Raw genomic sequence first — 19,473 nt, 5'->3', positions numbered from 1 at the left:
CTGCTGCGCTTGCGGACGCGCCGTCAGTCGCGCCTGCCGTCGCGGCGGTGTCTGCGGCTGCGCTTGCGGCCGTCCAGGTATGGATCGCGCTCGGCTCGAGCTCGATCACGTTCTCCTTGGCGCCGCGATCCTGCAGCACGACGCGCAGCGGCCAGTCGCCGCCCGCCTTGGCCGGCTCCTCAAGCTTCAGGCACGTGCGGAACGGCGTGCCGTCCGACTGCCAGCCGATGGACACGAGCCAGTCTTCTTCGTCCATCCAGACGTCGACGGACTCTTGACCCCGCCGGAACAGCGGGAACGAACGTTCGAGGCGGTTGAGATGCTCGCGCATGACGCCGTCGGCTTCGATCCAGAGCGGAATGAGCCGTTCCATCCAATGCTGGGCGAGCGGAGAGGCCGCCCAAGCGGCGGCGTGTTCCGGCAGCTCGAGCTTCCAGCCGAGCTCGCCGCTCTTCCATTTGGCGAAATCCGGCATAAAGCGTCCGGCGCGGAGCGCGTCCTTGACATAAGGAGCGAGCTTGGACAGCTCCGACAGCTCGGGGGTAAACGTTAGCCGCTGGTGCTGCACCACAGCCGGCGCGGCCAAATAGTCGAGCGCCTCTAAGGCGGGCAGCAGCAGGCCTTCCATTTGGGCCGACTCCGTCACCTCGATGAAGGTACCGTAGAATGATGGCTCATGCCAGGCGAAGAGCCAATCCCGCAAGTCGTAAGCATCGTAGATGCCGCCGTTGTAACGCGTGCCCCAGATGAAGAAATCGTCCTGCTGCGCCCAACGTATATGTACGCGGATCTCGGTCGTGTCGGTCATGGGATCCATTTTCCTTTCCGCAGCTCTTCCTGCAGCGCCCGCAGCCGCGAGTATTTCACGGCCAGGCGATAAATATATTCCTCCCAGACCGCGGGTCGCTCCAGTTTTTTATAGAGGGCGTTCAATTTTTTCAGCAGCCTCATGGCGTTCTGGTAGGCCGTTCGATTTTTCTCTGCGATACAACGCTCGACCGCCTGATGATAAAGCGGCAGCACAAGCGCCGGATCGTGATTCTCCACCGTTTGCAGGTCGGGCGAGTACAAGTTGAGCGGCGATACCCGGTTGGCCAGCTGCAGGTCGATCCATGCCCGATAGCGCCCGGCTTTCATCAGATAGGTCGTGTAGAACGTGTAGGTTCGCGGCAGAAGCGCCACCATCACGTGCACCCACTCGGCGTCGTTCGTCTGCCGCTGCACGGCCTCGATCCAGTAGTGGCAAAACTGCCGCAAGTCCTCCTGCTGCGCCTTCTGCATGACAGGCAGGAGCCAGCGCAGCCAAGCGAGCATCCGCTCCCAGGCTTCCTCTTGATAACAAGCGTGCAGGTACATGAAGAAGTCGCGCGGTTCCCGGCGGACGAGCCGATCCATCCGTTCGCGCGCGGCCCCGTCTCCTTCTTCCATGAGGGTAAAATGAGCCTCCGCAAGCACCAGCGCATCTTTGCGGCGAGCCGGCAGATCGGAGGCGGTGAGCAGCTTCTGCAGCCGTGCCCGTTCCTCCCGAAGCCACTCGCGCTCATCGGCCATCCGCCACCAGAGGCCGCGATAGACCGTCGACCACGACAACGGCGAATCTTTGCCGGTCAGCGCGGCCTCGGCGATCATCGCAAGCGTTTCTTTCCAGTAGGCCGGATATTTCTTGGCGATCCCGGCGATGTCCATCTCCGGAATAAGCTGCTGCATGTCCTCGTGGCATTGGCGCGCTACGGCTTTACAGCCGGTCTCGATATAGTAGGAGAGATAGGATGTCTTGGTATCCATATAAAATTGCTCGATCTTCCGCATGATGAACACAATCAGATGAAGCGCGTACAGCTCCCGAAGCGGACGTTCCCAGGACTTCCCGTATGGCCTGAGCGATTCTTTCGCCGCGCTGTGAAACAACTCGATCGATTGCTGCTGGTTCAGCGAAAATCCGTAAAATTGCTGGTCGAAAAACCGCTGCCAGTACCCCGGCGGTTGGTCCGGAGTCGGCGGATCGAGCCGATCCTGCCGCTTCTCGGCGGCCCGGGCGTTCGTTTGCTGTTTGGATTGCTGCTGCCTCGTGCGAACGTGAATCGCCTGCTTCAATTGCTGCAGCAGCAGCTCCGGGCGGCCGTGAGGCGCGAACAGCGCAAAGACGACCGCGGCTATATGCTTGCAATGATCGCCATCCGAGCAGCTGCACTCGCTTTTGTCGATCGCCTCGAGGTTTAAAATCACTTCATGCGCTTTCGTCTCGCGCACCAGCGCATGAATTTCGATGCCGTGTTTAAGTTCCGCATCCTCGACGCGGCGCTTGTGGAAATCTTCCCAGCCGCCGTCGAGCCGCTCGACGGTAAAATGATCGCGCAGATACCGGGCCAACGCGTTTATTCGATTTTTCGGAATCTGCAGCTTGAGCATCTGTTGCCCTCCGCTCGTTTTGTCTATCCTTATAGTGTACCAGATTTTGCATGCAAATGCGCGGGGGCCGCCTTTTCTCGGGAAGGGCGCATTCGGTTCTCGCCCGTTGCGGCGATATCCGCTTTACAGGTACAATAAGTACAAGGAGTCCGCGGAATCGTCTGCGGTTCGGCAAGGAAAGGATGAAGCGGCATGGGAGTTAAGTTCGGCAGAGAATACAAGGATATCATCACGGATTTTACGGATGCGCTGCAGTCGGCCTCCGGCTGTCACGATTTTCTCGAGATGTCGGCGGAGGATTGGGGAGAACTGGAGGCGGAGGAACGCGAGGCTTGCATGAAAACGCTTGCCGACGATTTGTTCTACGGTCTTGGCACGGAGGGTTCCATGCATGTCGGCAATTGTGTCGTCACTCACGATGCGAAGCGGCATATCATTCGCGTCGCTACCGGCGATTCGTTTACGCGTATTATTCATTTGGTGTGAGGGGGCGAAGGATGATGAAGCCGAAGCTTGCGGATGAGGCCTTTGTGAAAGCGCGGCTTGGCGAACTGCCCGGCTGGGGGCTGGAGGAGACGAAGTGGATCGTGAAGCGGTACCGGTTCCGGGCTTTCCTGGACGGGATCGCGTTCGTGCAGGAGGTGGCGCGGATCGCCGAGGAGGCGAATCATCATCCGCTGATTGCCATCGATTATAAAGTCGTCACGCTCAAGCTGACGACGTGGAGCGCCGGCGGTTTGACCGAGCTCGACCTGGAGTCGGCCGGTCGCTTCGATGCGGCGTATGCGGCCGTACGCGTCGAGGCGCAAGAGGGAGAGTAGGGCGGCTGTTGCCTGCTCTTTTTTTATATGCTGCCCTTTCCATGAACGATGGATAATGGGCATAGGACGCCGAATTTGCTCGGGCCGGAGCGGGGGCTCCGGGCAAGGGAGTGGAGACGGTAGAGCCGGAGCGCGCCGAATCTGAGCTGATCCCTGTCTGTGCCGCCAAACACGTCCTCCGCCGCAAGCGGCGTTGGCAGAGCCTCCCCCTCATCCCCGGTCTAGAACGCGAGCGATCCGCTCGCGTACGGGCATCGGCAGCTCCCGGCTTAACGCCTGGCGCAGTCGATGAGGGCGGAGACGGCCCTCTTGAAGCCAATGCTGCTCGATGCGATCGGCCTTGGGGCTTTTGCCCGGAATCAGCAAGTAGACGACGAACCATTCCTCCAGAGGCGTAAGCGGAATGGGGGAGGAGACCTCGGGGAGGCTGATGCTGCGGTCATCCTCGTTCCTGCGCCAATCGAGGCGGTACGTGCCGCTCTCATGCCGGATGCCGAACAGCCCCATCACGTCGACTTCGGCGCCGCAGATCGTGTAGTGGTAAAAGTACGTCGTGCAGAACGGCTCCTTCGGCGCGAACGCCGCGAAGCTGCCCTGCTGCCGAAGCAGTTCATGCGCCCGCTCGGCATCGTTCGCGGCTACGAGCAGGTCAATGTCGTTCGGCCGCTCGTCCAAGCCGCAGACGGCCAGTAAGGAGGAGCCGCCGAGACCCCATTCGATGCGGTGTTCGTTCAGAACACCGGCGATCCGGTTTAACGCTTCCGTGTGCAAGATCAGCCCTCCCTTTCGTCAGCGTTCGTGCCAAACCATGCAGCAAAAGGCAGCCGGGCCGTTCGGCGTCATACGCTCATACGTGTCTGTAATTTCAAAACCGGCGCTTCGATAAGCGCGAATCGCCCGCTCGTTCCACGTGAGCACCTCCAGATCGATCTCGTGCTCCGGTTGAAGACGTCGCGCTTCTTCGGCGATCGCCCTGACGAATGCCGCCCCGTTGCCGCCGCCGCATCGGTCCGGATGCAAGCCCAGACCTAGACGCGTAACCCCGACGATGGGGAACAATTGAGCGAACCCGCACAGCTCTCCTTCCCGGTCCAGCACAGCGCGGTATTGTTCGTCGCGCAGCCGGAGGTCGGCGAACTCTTCCTGCAGCGAAACCATCAGCTCCCACGGCCGCCATTCGTAGATGTCGTAAGGGGCGGGATACCGCCAGGTGCAGATTTCGCGGCAATGTTCCGGCAGCAGGGGGGCGATCCGGTATAGGGGTTCAGACATGGCAAACAGCCGGCCTCCTTCGTACGAAACGGCGGTCTGCCGGTTTCCGCTATCGGCTTGTTCGGCCGCAAGATCGGCGCTTCGCAGCCCGTTCCGCTTTCGCCGGAGATCCGTTCCGTTGTATACTGATATCATACAGGAAATCATCCCTATAAAGGAAGTGATTGGCATGCAGCATGTGGTGAGCCAGGAGTGGTTGTTCGAACACGGTACAGACGATCAAGTGGTTATTGTGGATTGCCGATTCATATTGGGGAATCCGGAGGCCGGACGCAAAGCCTATGCGGCCGATCATATTCCCGGGGCCTTTTATTTGGATTTGGAGCAGGATTTATCGGGGCCGAAAGACGTACACGGCGGGCGGCATCCGCTGCCGGACCCGGATCAATTGGCAGTCAAGCTCGGCCAAATCGGGATCGACCGGAACACCCTCGTTATCGCTTACGACGATCAAGGAGGGGCGATGGCATCGCGGTTATGGTGGCTGCTCACCTACTTGGGGCATGACCGGGTGAGCCTGCTGGATGGCGGTTATACGCGGTGGAAGGAAGCGGGCTATCCGGTTACGGATGAGCCGCCGGTAGAGCATCCGACAGTATTCGAGCCGCAGCTTCGCCCGGAGCTGGTGCTGTCGATGGAGCAGGTGAAGGAGCGGATCGGACGTCCCGGCACCGTGCTGATCGATTCCCGCGAAAGCAGGCGGTATGAAGGAATCGAGGAAACGATCGATCCGGTGGCCGGCCATATTCCGGGGGCGAAGCAGCGCTTCTGGAAAGACAGCCTGGACTCCGCCGGACTGTGGAAGTCGGAGGCTGAGCAGGCGGAACGTTTCAGCGACCTGCGCGAAGCGCAGGAAGTGGTTGTGTACTGCGGCTCCGGCGTAACGGCGTGCCCGAACATCATTGCGCTGCAGCAGGCGGGCATCAAGAATGTGAAGCTGTACGCGGGCAGCTGGAGCGATTGGTGCTCGTACCCGGACAATCCGGTTGCGACGGGGAGAGAGTAGGAGTGGAAAGGCGCGCGGGACGGGCCTAGACACACAGGCTGTTGGGTGCTGTATGTCTCGTCTCCAGGCTTCTGAGTGAGTGCGAAACTCGAAGTCAACGCTTGGCTGTCTTAAAACATTTACAAGCACTTTAAATTGCATATTCGCTCATAAGATTTCCAAATAGGCTGTTCATTCGCAAATACGGAGGGTTTCCCCCTCGTCGGAGGAAACCCTGCCTCAGCACATATATAAATATGTAAAGATGTACAGTCTGTCAACTCTTGTTTTTAGTTTTCAGGCAGAATTAAGTCAACAATATGCGTATTTAAAAGGTTCAATCAACGAAAGGCCAACCAGCCCTTCATTAAAATGTCCTTTATGAGTGCAATAGGCGAACGGACTGCAACGTAAATTTCATGATTAGACAAAGTAGAAGATTTCATTGGATGACTTATTCAGCATGAGAAGTTTAGTCCAGTCGAGAATCTGGCAGTTGATTTTCCCTCCTCTATCGCAGAAAGCGCTGTGCGGGAACAATGAGCACAAAACGCGCTGACGAGCGTAGATGGATCCAGTGCCGCAAAGCAGCAACTCATTTTAATTAAGCCATGCCAAGCACAGCTTTAAGATGGGCCGCGATGTCCGGATAATCCTCTGCAACATTTCGATTTTCCCAGGGATCGTCCTTTAGAAAGTACAGTCGATCATGTTGGGCCTGTTCTACGATAAGCTTCCATTCTCCGTTGGAGACCATTCGCCATTTGCTAGGATGTTGGGGACCTTCGTCCAAACCGGAAATTTGTACTTCCCGCACGGTTTCGCTTTCGCCCAACAGATGAGGTTTGAGAGAGAGCGAATCCTCTGCTTCCACCATGGTTAGATCAGCAAAATCCAGGATGGTGCTGGCCAGATCTTGCAGTTCTACAAGCGCATCGCTGTATTTGCCCTTTTGGATGTTTGGACCGCTAATGACCAGAGGGATGTGCACGGATCCCCGTTCGGGTTTGCATTTGCCGAATTTATCAAAATCTCCCAGCAGATCTCCATGATCGGAGGAGTAAAGGATCACGGTATTCTCCAGCTCTCCTCGTCGCTTTACCTCTTCAAGAAGCAGGCCTACATTGCGATCGATGTTTTCCAGCATGGCTGCGTAATTTTGCCGGATGCTATTCCACGTTTTCTCCGGAAGGCTGCAACGATTCGGTTTCGCAAACTGGACGTTCTCCCATGCGGCTTTCATGCGATGGGTGATGTCCCAGGGCTCGTGCGGCCCCACGAAATTCACCATGAGGAACCATGGCTGATCTCGGGGAAATTGTTTGAGCATTTGAATCCCGTTGCGGGTCAGCCAATTGTCGCAATACGCCTCGTCCGGCAGATCGGTCGCGTTCGTTCGTTGGCCGCGCTCCGTCATATCTTGCAAATGAATTTCAGCCAATCCTTGGTCGTATAAGTACTTCATATAGGGATCCCGGGGAGACTGTTTGCCTGAATGGACCGCATCGATCTTCCCGGCGTTGTCGATCGCATCCGTAAATCCCAGCTTGCCGAGATCGTCAATCCAACCGTCCAGCCCCCACCATTGCGTTGCTTTGTGAAGATCGAACTTGCCCACTCCGCCGACGCGATAGCCGTTATCCTTCAAGACGGAATAAATTGTTTTTCGAGATAACGAGTAATCTTCATGGTTTCCGGCAACATCAGCTTTGTTATATCGTAATCCGGAAGCGAGACAGGCCCTGGCCGGAGCGCACAAAGGCGAGGGGGTGACTGCCCTTGTAAAGGTAACGCCTTGCTTCATCAAGGCTTCCAAATTCGGCATACGCAGCGGTAATTCATTCATGCCTAGATCCGATAATACGTGTGAAGCGTACGGCATCCAATCTCCGCGATGCGTATCCGGGAATAGAAACAAAAAGTTGGGACGGTTCATAGCCAGCTCACCTCTTTATGGAGTCCGTTAAGGCTTTATTGATGAAGGATTGGATCCCCCACGCTGATCTGCCAGCGTAGTAACTCTTCTTCCAATCGTCGGATATGATTGTGCTGTGCGGAGTCCTCAGCTAAATTTTGAATTTCCCATGGATCATTAAACAAATCAAACAACTGAATCAGATCCGTTCCCTTGCCTTCGGAACGATAGTAGCGAATGAACTTCCAACGCCCGTCGCTAATCATGCGCTGATAGTTTTTGTATACGGAAAATACGCTTTCTCTGATCGCCGTTTTCTCTCCGGAAATCAAAGGAATCAGACTTCTGCCTTCTACCGTATCGGGTAACGGCGTCTTGGTCAATTCACTTAATGTCGGGAAAATATCGATTTGGCATCCTAGGCCGCCGACTTCGACACCTTGCGGCAGACCAGGCCCACGCATGATCAGAGGAACGTGAATACTATGCTCGTACACATTTTGCTTGCCTAACAGTCCGTGCTGTCCCAAGGCAAGTCCGTGATCCGCCGTGTATACAACGATCGTCCGTTCCGTCTGATTACGCTCATCCAATGCTTGGAAAATACGGCCGATTTGCGTATCCAGATGGGTGATCATGCCGTAATAATCCGCTAGATGTTGACGGATCTCGCTTGGCGCCCTCGGAAAGGAAGCCAATCGTTCGTCCCGCACATCCGATTCGCCGTTATCAAACGGGTGCTCCGTCCAGAAATTTTCGGGAAGCGGGATGTCGCCTGCCGGATAAAGGTCTGAATAAGCCTTCGGCGGGGTTCTGGGGTCATGAGGCGCGGTGAATGCCACATATAAGAAGAACGGATCGTCTTCTTGATACCCGCGAATAAAGTCGATTGCCGCTTCCGCAAAAAGCTCCGAAGAGAACGCATCGTCCGGACACGCCGCTTCCGCGGGGTAAAGGCCGGTCGGGTCGTAATCGTGTAAGGCCAGCCCCGTGTGATCGGCCATGCCTCCGATAAAGATTTTCGCCCCGCCCGAAAAACTTCTGGCGAAGCTTTCTTTGCCGTTATGCCATTTGCCGATGCCGAACGTTCGGTACCCCTCTCTGCGGAACGTCTCCGGCAAAGTGGCGAGTGCCGGATTGAGCGCCCACAAGGCCGGATTTTCCGTCTCCCCGAGCGAAACCTCGTTGGCGGTAACCGTCGCTTTAAAGACGTTAGCCCCCGTCAAAAGACAGGCGCGACTTGGCACGCATAGTGCAGCCGTCTGCCCTCCCATCGTGTAAATCGATTCGTAAAGAACGCCCGTAGCTGCCAATTGATCTAGTGTGGGGGTCTTTACAACTGGATTCCCATATGCGCCGATGCCATCGAATCTATGATCATCCGCGATCAAAAACAGGATATTCGGTCTTTTTATGGCGGATTGCCGATCTCTCATCGTAACCTCCTTGATTTGTTGCTTATTTGATAGCTCCGCTCGTTAGGCCGCGCTGCATGTATTTTTGGCCGAAAATATACAAAACCACGATGGGAATCGTAATCAGCACGAGCGCCGCGAATACTTTGTGGTAATCGGCCGCGTATTCTTGGATAAAATATTTGGGAGCCATCGTTACCGTCAGCATCGTCTCTTCATGAATGAAGACGAGCGGGAAGATGTACTGATTCCACGAATTCAAAAAAGCTAAAATGCCAATCGTCGTAAGCACGGGTACCGCTAAAGGCAAAATCACATGCACGAACCTTCCCCACGTGGTGGCACCGTCGATCTCCGCCGCCTCCAAAAGCTCGTTCGGAATCTCATCGAACGAATTGCGGGCGATTAACAATGATAAGGGGATGATCATCGCGACTTCCGGAGCGATCAACGATAAATAGCTATTCATCCAATGAAACGCTTTAATCGTTTGAAATAAAGGGACAAGCATTGCGACCGGAGGAATCATAAGTCCGATCAGACAAATCGAGAATACGATAGAATCGCCCGGGAATTTCAGCTTGCTGAAGCCGTATGCCGCCAATGTGACTAAGGCGAGCAGAATCACGACTACCGAGGTGGATACGAGAAAGCTATTCATGAGAAAATGAGGGAATAAATTTAGACGTAATACAGCTTGATAATTCCCCCAACCGTCGCCCTCAAAAGAATACATAACCAGGTAAACCAATGGCGCGACCCAAATGATAGCCAAGATGAGAAGAAGGAGGTTCATGATAATCTTTTCAGCTAGCTGCAGTCGTACAAACATGCCTTACCTCCTAGTCTTGTTATAAATATTCAATTGAAAAACGGTATATATAAATGCGATCAGCAGCAGGATAACGGAAACCGCCGCACTATATCCCGTTTTAAATTCCAGCATAGATTTCCTGTATAAATAGATGGATATGAGCTCCGTCGCTCCTCCCGGCCCGCCCTCCGTCATAATCCATACTAAGTCGAATACTTTGAGAGCGGATATAATTCCGAGAATCAAAAGTGTGATATGGGTACCGACAAGCAGCGGAAAAATGATGTGGCGAAATTGTCTTATCACCCCGGCCCCGTCGATCTTGGCCGCTTCAAATATTTCCGGGTCCATATTCAACATGCTTGTATAGTAAATCAACATATAAAATCCAGTATGGGCGAATATATAGGCGGCAGCAATCGATTTTAAAGAAGTAACCGGATCGGATAGCCAGGAATGCGTCCAACTATCCAAACCAAATATCTGAAGCAGATGGTTGAGTAGTCCGAAATTGGGTTCATAAATGCCTGCGAAAGTCGTTCCAATCGTAACGACGGCAATCACGTGAGGCAGAAAGAAAATCGATTTAAACAGGTTGTCCGCAATCCACACTCCATTCAGTAAGGTGGCGAGGAGTAAACCTACGGCCATGGAAGCGGGAACCGTCATGATCAAAAAATAAAACGTATTTTTAAGCGCGTTAAAAAAGTCGGGATCGCCGAAAATTTGAACATAGTTATCGAACCCGATATATGTTCGACTCCCGATGCCCGACCAATCGAAGAAACTGGTATACACATTGTAAAAGATGCCAAAGAACGTAAACACGGATACAAATATCAATAAGGGTAACGAGAAGTATAATCCGGTAAAGCGCCTGCGGTTTTTGAGAGACGCGTTCCATTTTTTGTCGGCAATCGCCACTTGGATCCTCCTCGCATCGAAAGTAGGGGAGAAACCTCTGCCAAGGCCCCCATGACGCCGGAGGCCGATTTAACAGAGGTTCGCTTATTGAAAATATCAAGATTTCTTTATTGGAACGTAATATAATCCAGATGGCAGAAATAGTTGTTGGAATTGGCGTTCTTGGTGTGCTTGACCACTAATTTGATCGTATGGCTGCCGGGGGCCAAATCTTGTTTGTCATACGCCTTAACCTTGCTCTGCTGTGAGGCGGCATAAGAGTCGAACGTCGTTTGGAGGACACCGTCGATATAAATATCGAATTTGCCTCCACCAGGTCCTTTTTGGGTATACAGGGTAACTCCAGTACCGTTGAATGAGTATTCCGCGTAATCATTTTGCGTGTTGCTATACGAGATCGTTCCGCCGTAGCTTGTCGCTCTGGACACATGGTTCCAAGTTCCGCTGTAGGAAATGGAAGGGCTAGTATCGTCAATTACCGTATCCTCGGCTGGAGCTTGCGGCGGATTTACGGAATACTCGAACAAATCCAAATTGCTGTTGTAGCCGGTAGAATTAGGATTCTTGGTGCCTGTCACGACCATTTTGATCGTATGTGTCGCGTTGGTCAAGGAAGTTGTTTCGTACGCCACGACATCGAAAATCGGGGAAGGCGAATACGCATCGAATGTCGCCACTTTGTTTCCGTCGATGTAAATGTCGAAAATTCCGTTCGTTGAATTCTTTTTCGTGATCAGCCTTACTCCTGTGCCAGTAAACGTATATTCCGCATATGCGTTTGCCTCGCTGCTGTCTTTCGCCGTGCTCTTGTAATAACTGGAGTTGCTTTTGCTTTCCCATGTGCCGCCATATGTAATTAAAGGGCTTCTGTCGTCAGTCTGTTTCCAACGCGGGATCAATCCGATGTTATGCAAGAGGTCTAAACCCGCCTGTGATATTTTCCCATTTGGTCCGGGTGGTACGCTCACCGCAAAAGAAGCATAGCGCTTGTTGTAGTAATGCACCTTATTGGCAACGTAGGCAGCGTTATTCCACGGTGCAGCCGGAGCCTCATTATTCTGGAAGGACCAATAATCGGCATAAAGTTTCCAAGCTTCTTCCCATGGCCGGTCATTACCAACCGGCGGATCTCCATTCACGAGTTCGGTAACATGAACATCGGACGCGGAAGATTTCGAATCGTCGTGGAAAAATACGAGCGTATTCGGTTGAATGGATTTCACGTGCGCCTCTAATTGGGCAGCCTGGTTGTTCGTAATTGCCTTGGCATGGTCGAACCATACAGCCACGACTTCGCCATAGTTGGTCAGCAGCTCGGTAAGTTGGTTTTTGGCAAACTCCGTATAGGTACTATTGCCGGATACGCCATTCGGAAAATGATACCTGTCATCTGCATTGTAATATATGGCGAACTTGAGTCCGTATAAGGCGCAGGCATCTGAAACGGCTTTGACGATGTCGAGGTTCGGCGCAGAACTGGTCGCAATATCATAGGTTGTATAAGCGCTATCCCAGGCAGCCCACCCGTAACGGTGTTTGGCAACGACAATGACGTACTCCATGCCGGCGTCTTTAGCCGCGGCCACCCATTGATTCGCGTCAAAATCGGTAGGCGCGAATAAGGTGGATGGATAATTTTGCGGATTTCCTTCGCCGCCGACCGTGCCCGTATACGTATTGAGACCGTAATGCGGGAAAAATCCGAATCCCAGCTGCACATATTCATCCGGAGTTATGGCCAGAGCTCTCGGGGTGTAGGGGAAAATAGAAAGCAGCGTTATAACAAGAACAATTCCTATCGATTTCTTGAATGGCATCGTAAACATTTTAATCCCCTCCAATGATTGTTTTTCAAGCACGGAGTATGACAGGTCAACTTGGCCTATTTATCGCTTCACGGCTTCCGAAGCTTTCTGAACCTCTGCCATCGCTTGCTCCGGAGATACAGCCCTGGTAGCCACCTGTTGCAAGTTTTTGAATAGCGCCTGTTCGATGGAGGCGTTGTCCAGGAATCGGATTCCACCTACGTCGTTCGTAAGCGAGTTTAATATGACGTCCACGGACTGTTTCTCGATGTCCGTTGTTAACCTCGATGTATCCATGGACAGCCCCTCTTTCACGGGGAGGAACTGCAAGGATTTACTCAGAATCGTTTGATACTCTCCGGTTGCCATGAATTCTACGAATTTCCAGGCAGCGTCTTTATGTTTGGAATCTTTGCTGATCCCGAGCGGAACGTCGCCATTGATCAGAACGCTTGTTTTACCGCCATCAATCGTAGGTACAGGAATGAGACCGAAGGTGCGATCGCCGATATGCAGTCCATCCTTATTCGCTACGTCGGTCATGATCCAGGCGCCCACGAGGATCATCGGAAGCTGTCTTTTTTGCTCGTACATGTCCCTGAGGTCCGGATCATATTTGGTCGTCAGGTTCCCGTCTTGAAAGAGATGATCCGTATAAAATTGTTTGAAGGCTTGGGTAGCCTGGATAAATTCCGGGTCCGTAAATTTCACTTTTCCAGCGTCCGCTTCGTACAATTTCCCCGGGGCGATTTGGTTGACTAGCGTATAAAACAGATCCGTAACCGTAGCGCTTTTCCCGCCAGCAAAGCCCAACCGGGGAATAATCCCGGGCAATTTGGCGTCCTCGAATTTTTTCACCGCTTGCTTGAGTTCTTCATAGGTTTTGGGCGGCTTTGCACCTACCTTATTGAATAAGTCGACGTCATATGAGAGAAATGGTGTAACCGCAACCCCGGTCGGGATGGTCTTATACTCATTCTTTTTGGCGGATTCCAGCGGCGTGGGTTTGAAATTCTTCTCCCAATCTTTCCCCAGCGATTGCTCAGCCAAAGGAGCCAAGGGTTCGAGAATGGGGGAATAATTTTTGATCATAGGACCGTTCTGAAAGGCCATTACGTCCGGAACTTCTCCGCCTTGAATGGCCACTTGGATTTTCTTCTCATAGTCGGCGGAAGGAGTGCGAACATAATTCACTTTAATGTTCGGGTATTTGTCGTTAAAGGCTTTGATCAATTCCTGCCATACGCTATCTTCAGGAGACCAGGACCAAAAGGAGATTTCTTCAACTGCCGAGGGAGTGGCAGGTGTTTGCGTCACACTAGACGAAGTCTCGGTGCTGTTCGTTTTATTCGATGAGCAGGCAGTAAGAAGCAAAAGGCCGACAAGTAAAATAAGGCTTATACTCTTTTTTTTCATAAACAGATCTCCTCTTCATGATAATGATGAAGCCGTTTCGTGCATTTCGTGACCAAGCTTTTCATTTATGTAGCTGTGCCGGGAGAATCTCATCTTTTATCGAAAGTTTTCTTAGGGTCCCATTGCCCGTTAGACACCACCTATTTAGTATAATCATAATACCAAGTAAATTTATCGAATTAAATTAATATCACTATAAGTGCTTTTCTGCAATTAGTCAATAACGAACTTGAGAATGGTTGTAAGTCAGCGTTTTAATTGGATTTATAGCATTTTTAATGGTTGAGAAGGTACTTGTTTATCCTTTGATTTGATCTTGAATAATTTGCGTTCATTCGGTTCGCTTCGGATTTATTGTTAAATATAATATAATGTATATACTAAATAATTATAGTAAACTGAAACGGGGTGAGGTGATATCCGTGCAGGCTAAAGGTCAAATTGGCAATCTTGATCTTGTCAAAAAAATTAATATGGAACATATCATCAACACGATACTCAAATACCGCCCTATTTCCCGGGCTAAAATCGCTTCAATTACGGGCCTCAATAAAATGACCGTCTCAAGCTGCGTAGATTTACTCTTGCAGAAAGGGATCGTCGTCGAATTAGGTACGACGGGAACATCAAGAGGGCGGCCTCCTACATTGGTTGATATCAATGAATTAGCCGGAATTTGTGTGGGCGTAGATATAGAGATTAACCAGTTCACCTTGCTGATTACCGATTTATTGGGCAAAAAGCTGGAGAGTATGATTTTCCCGGTGAATAACAAAAATCCGGCTTATTTCGTGAACACGATCTCGGGTATCTTAGCGGATTTAAAGAAAACGCACTCCCATCGCCAGTTAGGCATTGTAGGAGTCGGGATTGTCATTCAAGGCTATTACAATATAAGAACGGATGCCGTGGATTACAGCGCCAACTTGCAGGAATGGATTGATTTTCCGTTACTGAGTGAGCTTACGAAACAGATTCCTGATATTCCGATTTATATTAACCCTGCGCCATATGCCGGAGCTTTGGGAGAAGTTCATTTCGGACGTTCCAAATCGGTGGACCATTTGGTTTACGTGACCAGCTCGTGGGGCTTGTCCGTTGGCGTATACAACAATGGAGAGCTGTTTACTGGAACGACTGGCACCGCGGGAAGACTAGGACATTCCACCATCCATATGAACGGTAAAAAGTGCTCCTGCGGCAGCAGAGGATGTTGGGAAATGTATGCTTCTATTAAAGCGCTATACGACTTGCTGGAATCAACCCCCCAGCAGTTGTCTTTCACTGAAATTGTTGATTCCCTCCATGCCGGGGATTCCAAAGTAACGAGCGCCGTCCACGAGCTTGGCCATTATCAAGGCATCGGTCTGGCCAATGTCATCAATGCTTATAATCCAAGGGTGATCTGTATCGGTGGACTTCTTGCTCTGCTTGGTCCTAAGCTTATCAACTCGATATGGAATACGCTGAATGAAATGATTCCAGAGCGTTTTTTGAGAAATGTGGAAATTTACTGCTCGGATTTGGGGGAGCTCGGAGTTGCCCACGGTGGAGTTTCGATGGTGATTGGCCAGCTTTCGAATACGATTATCCATTATTCCTTACTGGAGTAATATCGTTGTCCTTTAGAAAGAATTCTGGGCTATTTAATGAATGTAAGGGTTGTGGCAGGTCGCCGGCGGGCGCCCTGTCACAACCCTCTTTGTTTTGCAGCAGCATTGCCCCAATTGCACAATTCCAGTTTTAGCGCTCCGTTCAGGAGCTTTTGAGATTCGTCAACAGGCAAGGTACTACACAAAGTTAGTACTCCCCGAAGGCCGGATTCCTTTTTATAATCAATTCATGGAAAGGTTACGAATAAAAGGAGGGCCGTCATGACGCCGGGGGCTGCCATTGCTTATTTGCTGCTCAGCTACGGCATGGGCGGCGTGTTAACGGGATATTGGATCGCACGTCTGAAGGACGGAGGCGATTTGCGGTCGCTCGGCAGCGGGAATCCGGGCGCGCGAAATGCCGGTCGCATTTACGGGAAGGGGGCCTTTATCGCCACCTTCGCCGGAGATGCGCTCAAGGGAGCGTGGGTGGTCGGCTGCGCGAAGTGGATCGAACCGTCAAGCGTGTTCATCCTTGCGGCGCTGCTGGCCGTGGTGCTTGGGCATATGTACCCGGTGTGGTTGTCCTTTCGCGGAGGGAAGGGGATGTCGGTCTTTTGCGGAGGGGCCGTGCTGCTTGATTGGAGAATTTGGCTCGTGATGCTTGCAGTGGCGGCCGTGCTGGTCGTTGTCCTGCGTTCCTGGACGCCAGCCGGTCTTATTGGAGTAAGCGCGTTTCCTTTATTATGGCTGCTCTTCCACTGGGAGACGGGACCGATGCTGCTCGGAGCGGCGGTTGCGGCAGTCATCGTGAACGCCCATCGGGACAATGTGAGACAACTATGGATGAAACGGAGCTGATCCGGATGCCGATCCTTTATAAAATCGCGGAAACGGAACGAGAGCGGGAGCTTGTCGCTCATCTCAACTATAGAACGTTCGTAGAAGAAATTCCGCAGCATGAAGCCAACGAGGCGCGACGATTAATCGACAGATACGATGCAGAGAATACGTATCTTCTTGCAATGGACGGAGAACGGTTGGCCGGGATGCTGGCGGTGCGGGACCGGAGACCCTTCTCGATGGATGCGAAAATCGAGCGGTTCGAACGGTTTTTGCCCGTTCAGCCGAAGCGGATGGTCGAGATCCGGCTGTTGGCCGTCGACCCGGCATATCGACGCAGCCGGGTGTTGTTCGGCCTGATCCGCTTCTTAGACCGCTACTTGGAGCGGGGGGACTACGATATGGGCATCATCTCGGGAACGACCCGCGAGCTGCACTTGTACCGGCATCTCGGCTTCCTGCCGTTCGCCGAGCTGGTAGGGCGGGAGGGCGCTTGGTACCAGCCTATGTATTTGACCAGGGCGTCCTATGAGGCGTCGCGGGCTTACAGGTATATGAAGCGGGACGTCCAGTTTCTGGCCGGTCCCGTCGAGGTGGCGCCGGAGGTAGAGCGGGCGATGCAGGCCAGGCCGTTGTCTCACCGCTCGCAGGCGTTCATGCGTATGCACGGGGAGGTGCGCCGCAAGCTGTGCGCCATGTCGAACGCCGCATCCGTGCACCTGATGCTCGGCAGCGGGACGCTGGCGAACGATGCGGTCGCCGGGCAGTTGAAGCGGCACGGCGGCCGCGGGCTGGTGCTCGTCAACGGCGAATTCGGCCGGCGTCTCACCGGGCATGCGCGCCGGTGGGCGCTGCCGTTCGATACGCTGGAGAGCGAGTATGGACAGCCGCTTCATTATGAAGGCGTGCGCGCTGCGGCGGCTGGCGGGAAGTACGCGTGGCTGTGGGCGGTGCACGGCGAAACATCGACCGGCGTGTTGAATGACTTAGCGCAGCTGAAGCAGATTTGCCGGGAGTACGGAATGCGTCTGGCGGTGGACGGCGTCAGCAGCCTGGGCGCGGTTCCGACCGACTTGTCGGGTGTAAGCTGGGCCAGCGGAGTGAGCGGGAAAGCGCTGGGCGCTTATACGGGACTATGTTTTGTTTTCCAGGGGGATGAACCGCGGGTCTCCGGCGATGCCCAGGATCTGCTGCCTGTGTATATGGATGTGGACGCGTACGAGCAGAGCGCAGGCATCCCGTTCTCACAGTCATCGAACCTGCTGGCCGCGCTGGACGCAGCGCTCCGCGCCTTCGAAACGGACGCACCTTATGCGCATACGGCAAGTCGGTACCGCTCGATCCGTTCCGCCGTCGAGGAGATGGGGTTACGTGTGCTCGCCCCGAGGGAGCATCAGGCGCCCTACATTCTGACGATAGCGCTGCCCAAGGAGTTGTCGTCCAGGGAGCTCGGGCAGCGGATGCTCGATCAAGGCTTCGCGCTGCAGTTCGAAAGCGGCTATCTGTTGGAGCGTAATTGGCTGCAGATCGCTTCGCTCGGCCATTTGAAGGAGAAGGACATCGTACGGATGCTGGACGTGCTGCGCCTATTCGTTGAGACGATGGGCAAGCGCCGGCAGCTGCCGCTTACGAAGGAAGCCGGGCCGCAGGCCGTAGCGGCGAACCGATAACGCAGGTACAAGCTCTCCGCAGCTCAGCTCGAGCGGCCGGGGGGCTTTTCCTGTTAGGGAACCGCGGTTGCGGCATGTTCTACTGTAACTTTTATACAACAGAAAGCGTTAATTGATTAAAGTAGAAGTTATGCCTTTCGTCGATCGAAAGTAGGTGCCGATTTGAAGAGGAGGAACAGCTTCTTTTTGTGGCTGCTCGCCGTTCTGGCAACCGCCTGCGTATGGGTGGGCAATTATGGGTACTATTTGGCGCATAAGCTGCCGGATATCGTTTTTTTGAACCATTATTATGCGTTCACGCCTTCTCCAGGGCGGCCTATGGACTTGTACTACGTCACGCATCGCGATTCGCGCAGGCAATTGGTGACCGTGCAAATCTCGGAACAAGTCCATTGGTATGTTCACGGCACATCGACCTACGGGGATTACGGACCTTACCGGCTGCATAAGGCCAGTCTCGAGCTCATCCCGCAGGAAGGCCAACTGCCGACCGAAGCGCTTGGAACGTTCCGTGAATTTCGCGTCTGGTATAGCGACGGACCGAGTGAAACGGTGCCGATCGGGGAAATTACATTTACGCCTGCCGAGGATCTTCAAGGTCTCCCGCTCGAAACGGTGCAGGCGTCCTCCAGCAGCACGGGCGAGCATCACCATACGCTCGCAGCGAAGCAGGACGTGCGGCTGCAGTCCGTGGCCTTCAGCTTACATTCGAGAATCGCCGACGCATTTGACATGTCGGTGCATCGGACGATGCACGAAGAGGTAACGGTTCCGTTTGAGCTGAAGACCGGGGAGACGGTTACCATTGACGGATGGTTCCGCTTCGAGCCGAATGATCCCCGGCGGATGGAGGCGTATATGCCTGAGATGAGGCTGCGGCTGGAACCCGCGGAAGGCTCGGCATCATCCGGCATCCGTTACTGGACGCAGACGTTCTACAAGGCGCCTGAACCCGATAAGCAGGGGATCCGCCGTCTGATCGAAGACCGGAAGGGGGCTGAGCGTCTTGGCGAATAGCTTTCGCAAGCTGTCATGGGGATTGCTGCTTGTGCTGCTGGATATCCGCATCGCCTACTTCGATGTATGGCCCGATGTGATCGGGTATGGAATGATGTACTTCGCCTTGCAGCGGTTGGGCGCGGTGCGCCCCGCTTATGGCAAAGCCGCCGGTTGGGCCGCTGCGATGGCTGTCGTTTCGTTGGCCGAGATTTGGCCGGGCCCGTCCGGATTTCACGCCGATGCCCCGCCCTCCCCGGGCTGGATCGCGTTCGGCGGTATGCTGCTGCTGCTGAAGCTGCTGTTCATGCATCAAACCTTCGCGGTCATGGAAAGACATGCCTTCGATGGCGCCCTTCCTGCAGAAGCGCACGTCTTGCGTTTCCGCAGGCGGCTGTATACGGGCGGACAGTGGCTGATGCTGCTCGCGCTTCCTTTCGCTCTGAACGCCCCCGATGAATCCCGGATGTTCGCCTTTGTCGCGGTGATCCCGATGTTCTTGCTGGAGCTGATGGCGGTGTTTACGTTCCGCAGGGCGGCCCATTGGCAGGGCCGGCTGTCCTCTTAATTACAGGTTCCCTCTTGCAGAGGGAGCC

The 19,473-nt window shown here is 53.6% G+C and carries 17 protein-coding genes and 1 pseudogene; 8 read left to right on the top strand and 10 right to left on the bottom strand.

Going from position 1 to position 19,473, the window contains the following annotated elements:
• A pseudogene (locus PVA01S_RS24315) lies at positions 1-808 on the bottom strand (DEAD/DEAH box helicase); the annotation flags it as partial.
• A complete protein-coding gene (locus tag PVA01S_RS24310) occupies positions 805-2,409 on the bottom strand; it encodes an SWIM zinc finger family protein (protein ID WP_127610244.1) in 1,605 nt (534 codons plus the stop codon). The gene PVA01S_RS24310 and the pseudogene PVA01S_RS24315, both read right to left, overlap by 4 nt.
• A 192-nt stretch (positions 2,410-2,601) precedes the next feature.
• On the opposite strand from PVA01S_RS24310, the gene PVA01S_RS24305 reads away from it, so the two are divergent.
• Together PVA01S_RS24305 and PVA01S_RS24300 are read left to right on the top strand one after the other, a co-directional pair.
• Positions 2,602-2,895 (top strand): hypothetical protein, encoded by a 294-nt coding sequence (locus PVA01S_RS24305; RefSeq protein WP_054798637.1) that lies wholly within the window; start codon positions 2,602-2,604, stop codon positions 2,893-2,895.
• An 11-nt stretch (positions 2,896-2,906) separates the two neighbouring features.
• Positions 2,907-3,230, top strand: a complete 324-nt coding sequence (locus tag PVA01S_RS24300; protein ID WP_307720697.1) for a 4a-hydroxytetrahydrobiopterin dehydratase — start codon at positions 2,907-2,909, stop codon at positions 3,228-3,230.
• A 210-nt stretch (positions 3,231-3,440) separates the two neighbouring features.
• Here PVA01S_RS24300 and PVA01S_RS24295 read toward each other — a convergent pair whose 3' ends face one another.
• A complete protein-coding gene (locus PVA01S_RS24295; protein WP_127610242.1) occupies positions 3,441-4,001 on the bottom strand; it encodes a nucleotidyltransferase family protein in 561 nt (186 codons plus the stop codon).
• An 18-nt stretch (positions 4,002-4,019) separates the two neighbouring features.
• Complete coding sequence (locus PVA01S_RS24290; protein WP_127610246.1) at positions 4,020-4,502, bottom strand: GNAT family N-acetyltransferase; 483 nt, start codon at positions 4,500-4,502, stop codon at positions 4,020-4,022.
• 169 nt (positions 4,503-4,671) lie between these two features.
• Here PVA01S_RS24290 and PVA01S_RS24285 point away from each other — a divergent pair, with 169 nt between their 5' ends.
• A complete protein-coding gene (locus PVA01S_RS24285; protein ID WP_127610240.1) occupies positions 4,672-5,508 on the top strand; it encodes a sulfurtransferase in 837 nt (278 codons plus the stop codon).
• A 583-nt stretch (positions 5,509-6,091) separates the two neighbouring features.
• Here the strand turns inward: PVA01S_RS24285 and PVA01S_RS24280 are convergent.
• From PVA01S_RS24280 to PVA01S_RS24255, 6 genes are all read right to left on the bottom strand, one after another.
• Entirely contained in the window at positions 6,092-7,423 is a 1,332-nt protein-coding gene (locus tag PVA01S_RS24280; RefSeq protein ID WP_127610238.1) for a sulfatase family protein, read from the bottom strand.
• Between the two features lie 35 nt (positions 7,424-7,458).
• Positions 7,459-8,838 carry a sulfatase family protein gene (locus tag PVA01S_RS24275; protein ID WP_127610236.1) on the bottom strand — a complete coding sequence of 460 codons (1,380 nt, stop codon included), beginning with the start codon at positions 8,836-8,838 and terminating at the stop codon, positions 7,459-7,461.
• Between the two features lie 22 nt (positions 8,839-8,860).
• Positions 8,861-9,649 (bottom strand): carbohydrate ABC transporter permease, encoded by a 789-nt coding sequence (locus tag PVA01S_RS24270; protein WP_127610234.1) that lies wholly within the window; start codon positions 9,647-9,649, stop codon positions 8,861-8,863.
• A 3-nt stretch (positions 9,650-9,652) separates the two neighbouring features.
• Positions 9,653-10,555, bottom strand: a complete 903-nt coding sequence (locus PVA01S_RS24265; RefSeq protein ID WP_127610232.1) for a carbohydrate ABC transporter permease — start codon at positions 10,553-10,555, stop codon at positions 9,653-9,655.
• Positions 10,556-10,662: 107 nt separating this feature from the next.
• Positions 10,663-12,381, bottom strand: coding sequence for an alpha-L-fucosidase (locus PVA01S_RS24260; RefSeq protein ID WP_127610230.1), 1,719 nt, complete (start codon positions 12,379-12,381; stop codon positions 10,663-10,665).
• 60 nt (positions 12,382-12,441) lie between these two features.
• Positions 12,442-13,776: an ABC transporter substrate-binding protein gene (locus PVA01S_RS24255; protein WP_127610228.1), complete on the bottom strand. Its 1,335-nt coding sequence runs from the start codon at positions 13,774-13,776 to the stop codon at positions 12,442-12,444.
• Between the two features lie 422 nt (positions 13,777-14,198).
• Here PVA01S_RS24255 and PVA01S_RS24250 point away from each other — a divergent pair, with 422 nt between their 5' ends.
• The 5 genes from PVA01S_RS24250 to PVA01S_RS24230 all read left to right on the top strand — a co-directional run bounded on the left by PVA01S_RS24250 (position 14,199) and on the right by PVA01S_RS24230 (position 19,445).
• Positions 14,199-15,389, top strand: coding sequence for an ROK family protein (locus PVA01S_RS24250; RefSeq protein ID WP_164751955.1), 1,191 nt, complete (start codon positions 14,199-14,201; stop codon positions 15,387-15,389).
• Between the two features lie 261 nt (positions 15,390-15,650).
• A complete protein-coding gene (locus PVA01S_RS24245; RefSeq protein WP_127610224.1) occupies positions 15,651-16,229 on the top strand; it encodes a glycerol-3-phosphate acyltransferase in 579 nt (192 codons plus the stop codon).
• The gene (locus tag PVA01S_RS24240; RefSeq protein WP_164751954.1) at positions 16,211-17,881 is read left to right on the top strand and encodes an aminotransferase class V-fold PLP-dependent enzyme; all 1,671 of its coding nucleotides are present in this window, start codon (positions 16,211-16,213) and stop codon (positions 17,879-17,881) included. The genes PVA01S_RS24245 and PVA01S_RS24240 overlap by 19 nt, the downstream gene beginning before the upstream one ends.
• Before the next feature lie 186 nt (positions 17,882-18,067).
• The gene (locus tag PVA01S_RS24235; RefSeq protein WP_164751953.1) at positions 18,068-18,898 is read left to right on the top strand and encodes a hypothetical protein; all 831 of its coding nucleotides are present in this window, start codon (positions 18,068-18,070) and stop codon (positions 18,896-18,898) included.
• Positions 18,888-19,445, top strand: a complete 558-nt coding sequence (locus tag PVA01S_RS24230; RefSeq protein ID WP_127610218.1) for a hypothetical protein — start codon at positions 18,888-18,890, stop codon at positions 19,443-19,445. The genes PVA01S_RS24235 and PVA01S_RS24230 overlap by 11 nt, the downstream gene beginning before the upstream one ends.
• Positions 19,446-19,473 lie beyond the last annotated feature (28 nt).

Origin of the sequence: Paenibacillus validus NBRC 15382 (assembly GCF_004000985.1) — a bacterium.
GTDB lineage: Bacteria > Bacillota > Bacilli > Paenibacillales > NBRC-103111 > Paenibacillus_G > Paenibacillus_G validus.
Note: the sequence above shows the minus strand (reverse complement) of the source record. Positions and strands in the feature narration are given on the sequence as shown.

Coding starts and splice junctions, on each gene's coding strand:
- PVA01S_RS24255 (WP_127610228.1), bottom strand. CDS start 13,776: ATGAAAAAAAAGAGTATAAGCCTTATTTTACTTGTCGGCCTTTTGCTT.
- PVA01S_RS24260 (WP_127610230.1), bottom strand. CDS start 12,381: ATGTTTACGATGCCATTCAAGAAATCGATAGGAATTGTTCTTGTTATA.
- PVA01S_RS24280 (WP_127610238.1), bottom strand. CDS start 7,423: ATGAACCGTCCCAACTTTTTGTTTCTATTCCCGGATACGCATCGCGGA.
- PVA01S_RS24290 (WP_127610246.1), bottom strand. CDS start 4,502: ATGTCTGAACCCCTATACCGGATCGCCCCCCTGCTGCCGGAACATTGC.
- PVA01S_RS24275 (WP_127610236.1), bottom strand. CDS start 8,838: ATGAGAGATCGGCAATCCGCCATAAAAAGACCGAATATCCTGTTTTTG.
- PVA01S_RS24305 (WP_054798637.1), top strand. CDS start 2,602: ATGGGAGTTAAGTTCGGCAGAGAATACAAGGATATCATCACGGATTTT.
- PVA01S_RS24245 (WP_127610224.1), top strand. CDS start 15,651: ATGACGCCGGGGGCTGCCATTGCTTATTTGCTGCTCAGCTACGGCATG.
- PVA01S_RS24300 (WP_307720697.1), top strand. CDS start 2,907: ATGATGAAGCCGAAGCTTGCGGATGAGGCCTTTGTGAAAGCGCGGCTT.
- PVA01S_RS24270 (WP_127610234.1), bottom strand. CDS start 9,649: ATGTTTGTACGACTGCAGCTAGCTGAAAAGATTATCATGAACCTCCTT.
- PVA01S_RS24285 (WP_127610240.1), top strand. CDS start 4,672: ATGCAGCATGTGGTGAGCCAGGAGTGGTTGTTCGAACACGGTACAGAC.
- PVA01S_RS24240 (WP_164751954.1), top strand. CDS start 16,211: ATGGATGAAACGGAGCTGATCCGGATGCCGATCCTTTATAAAATCGCG.
- PVA01S_RS24310 (WP_127610244.1), bottom strand. CDS start 2,409: ATGCTCAAGCTGCAGATTCCGAAAAATCGAATAAACGCGTTGGCCCGG.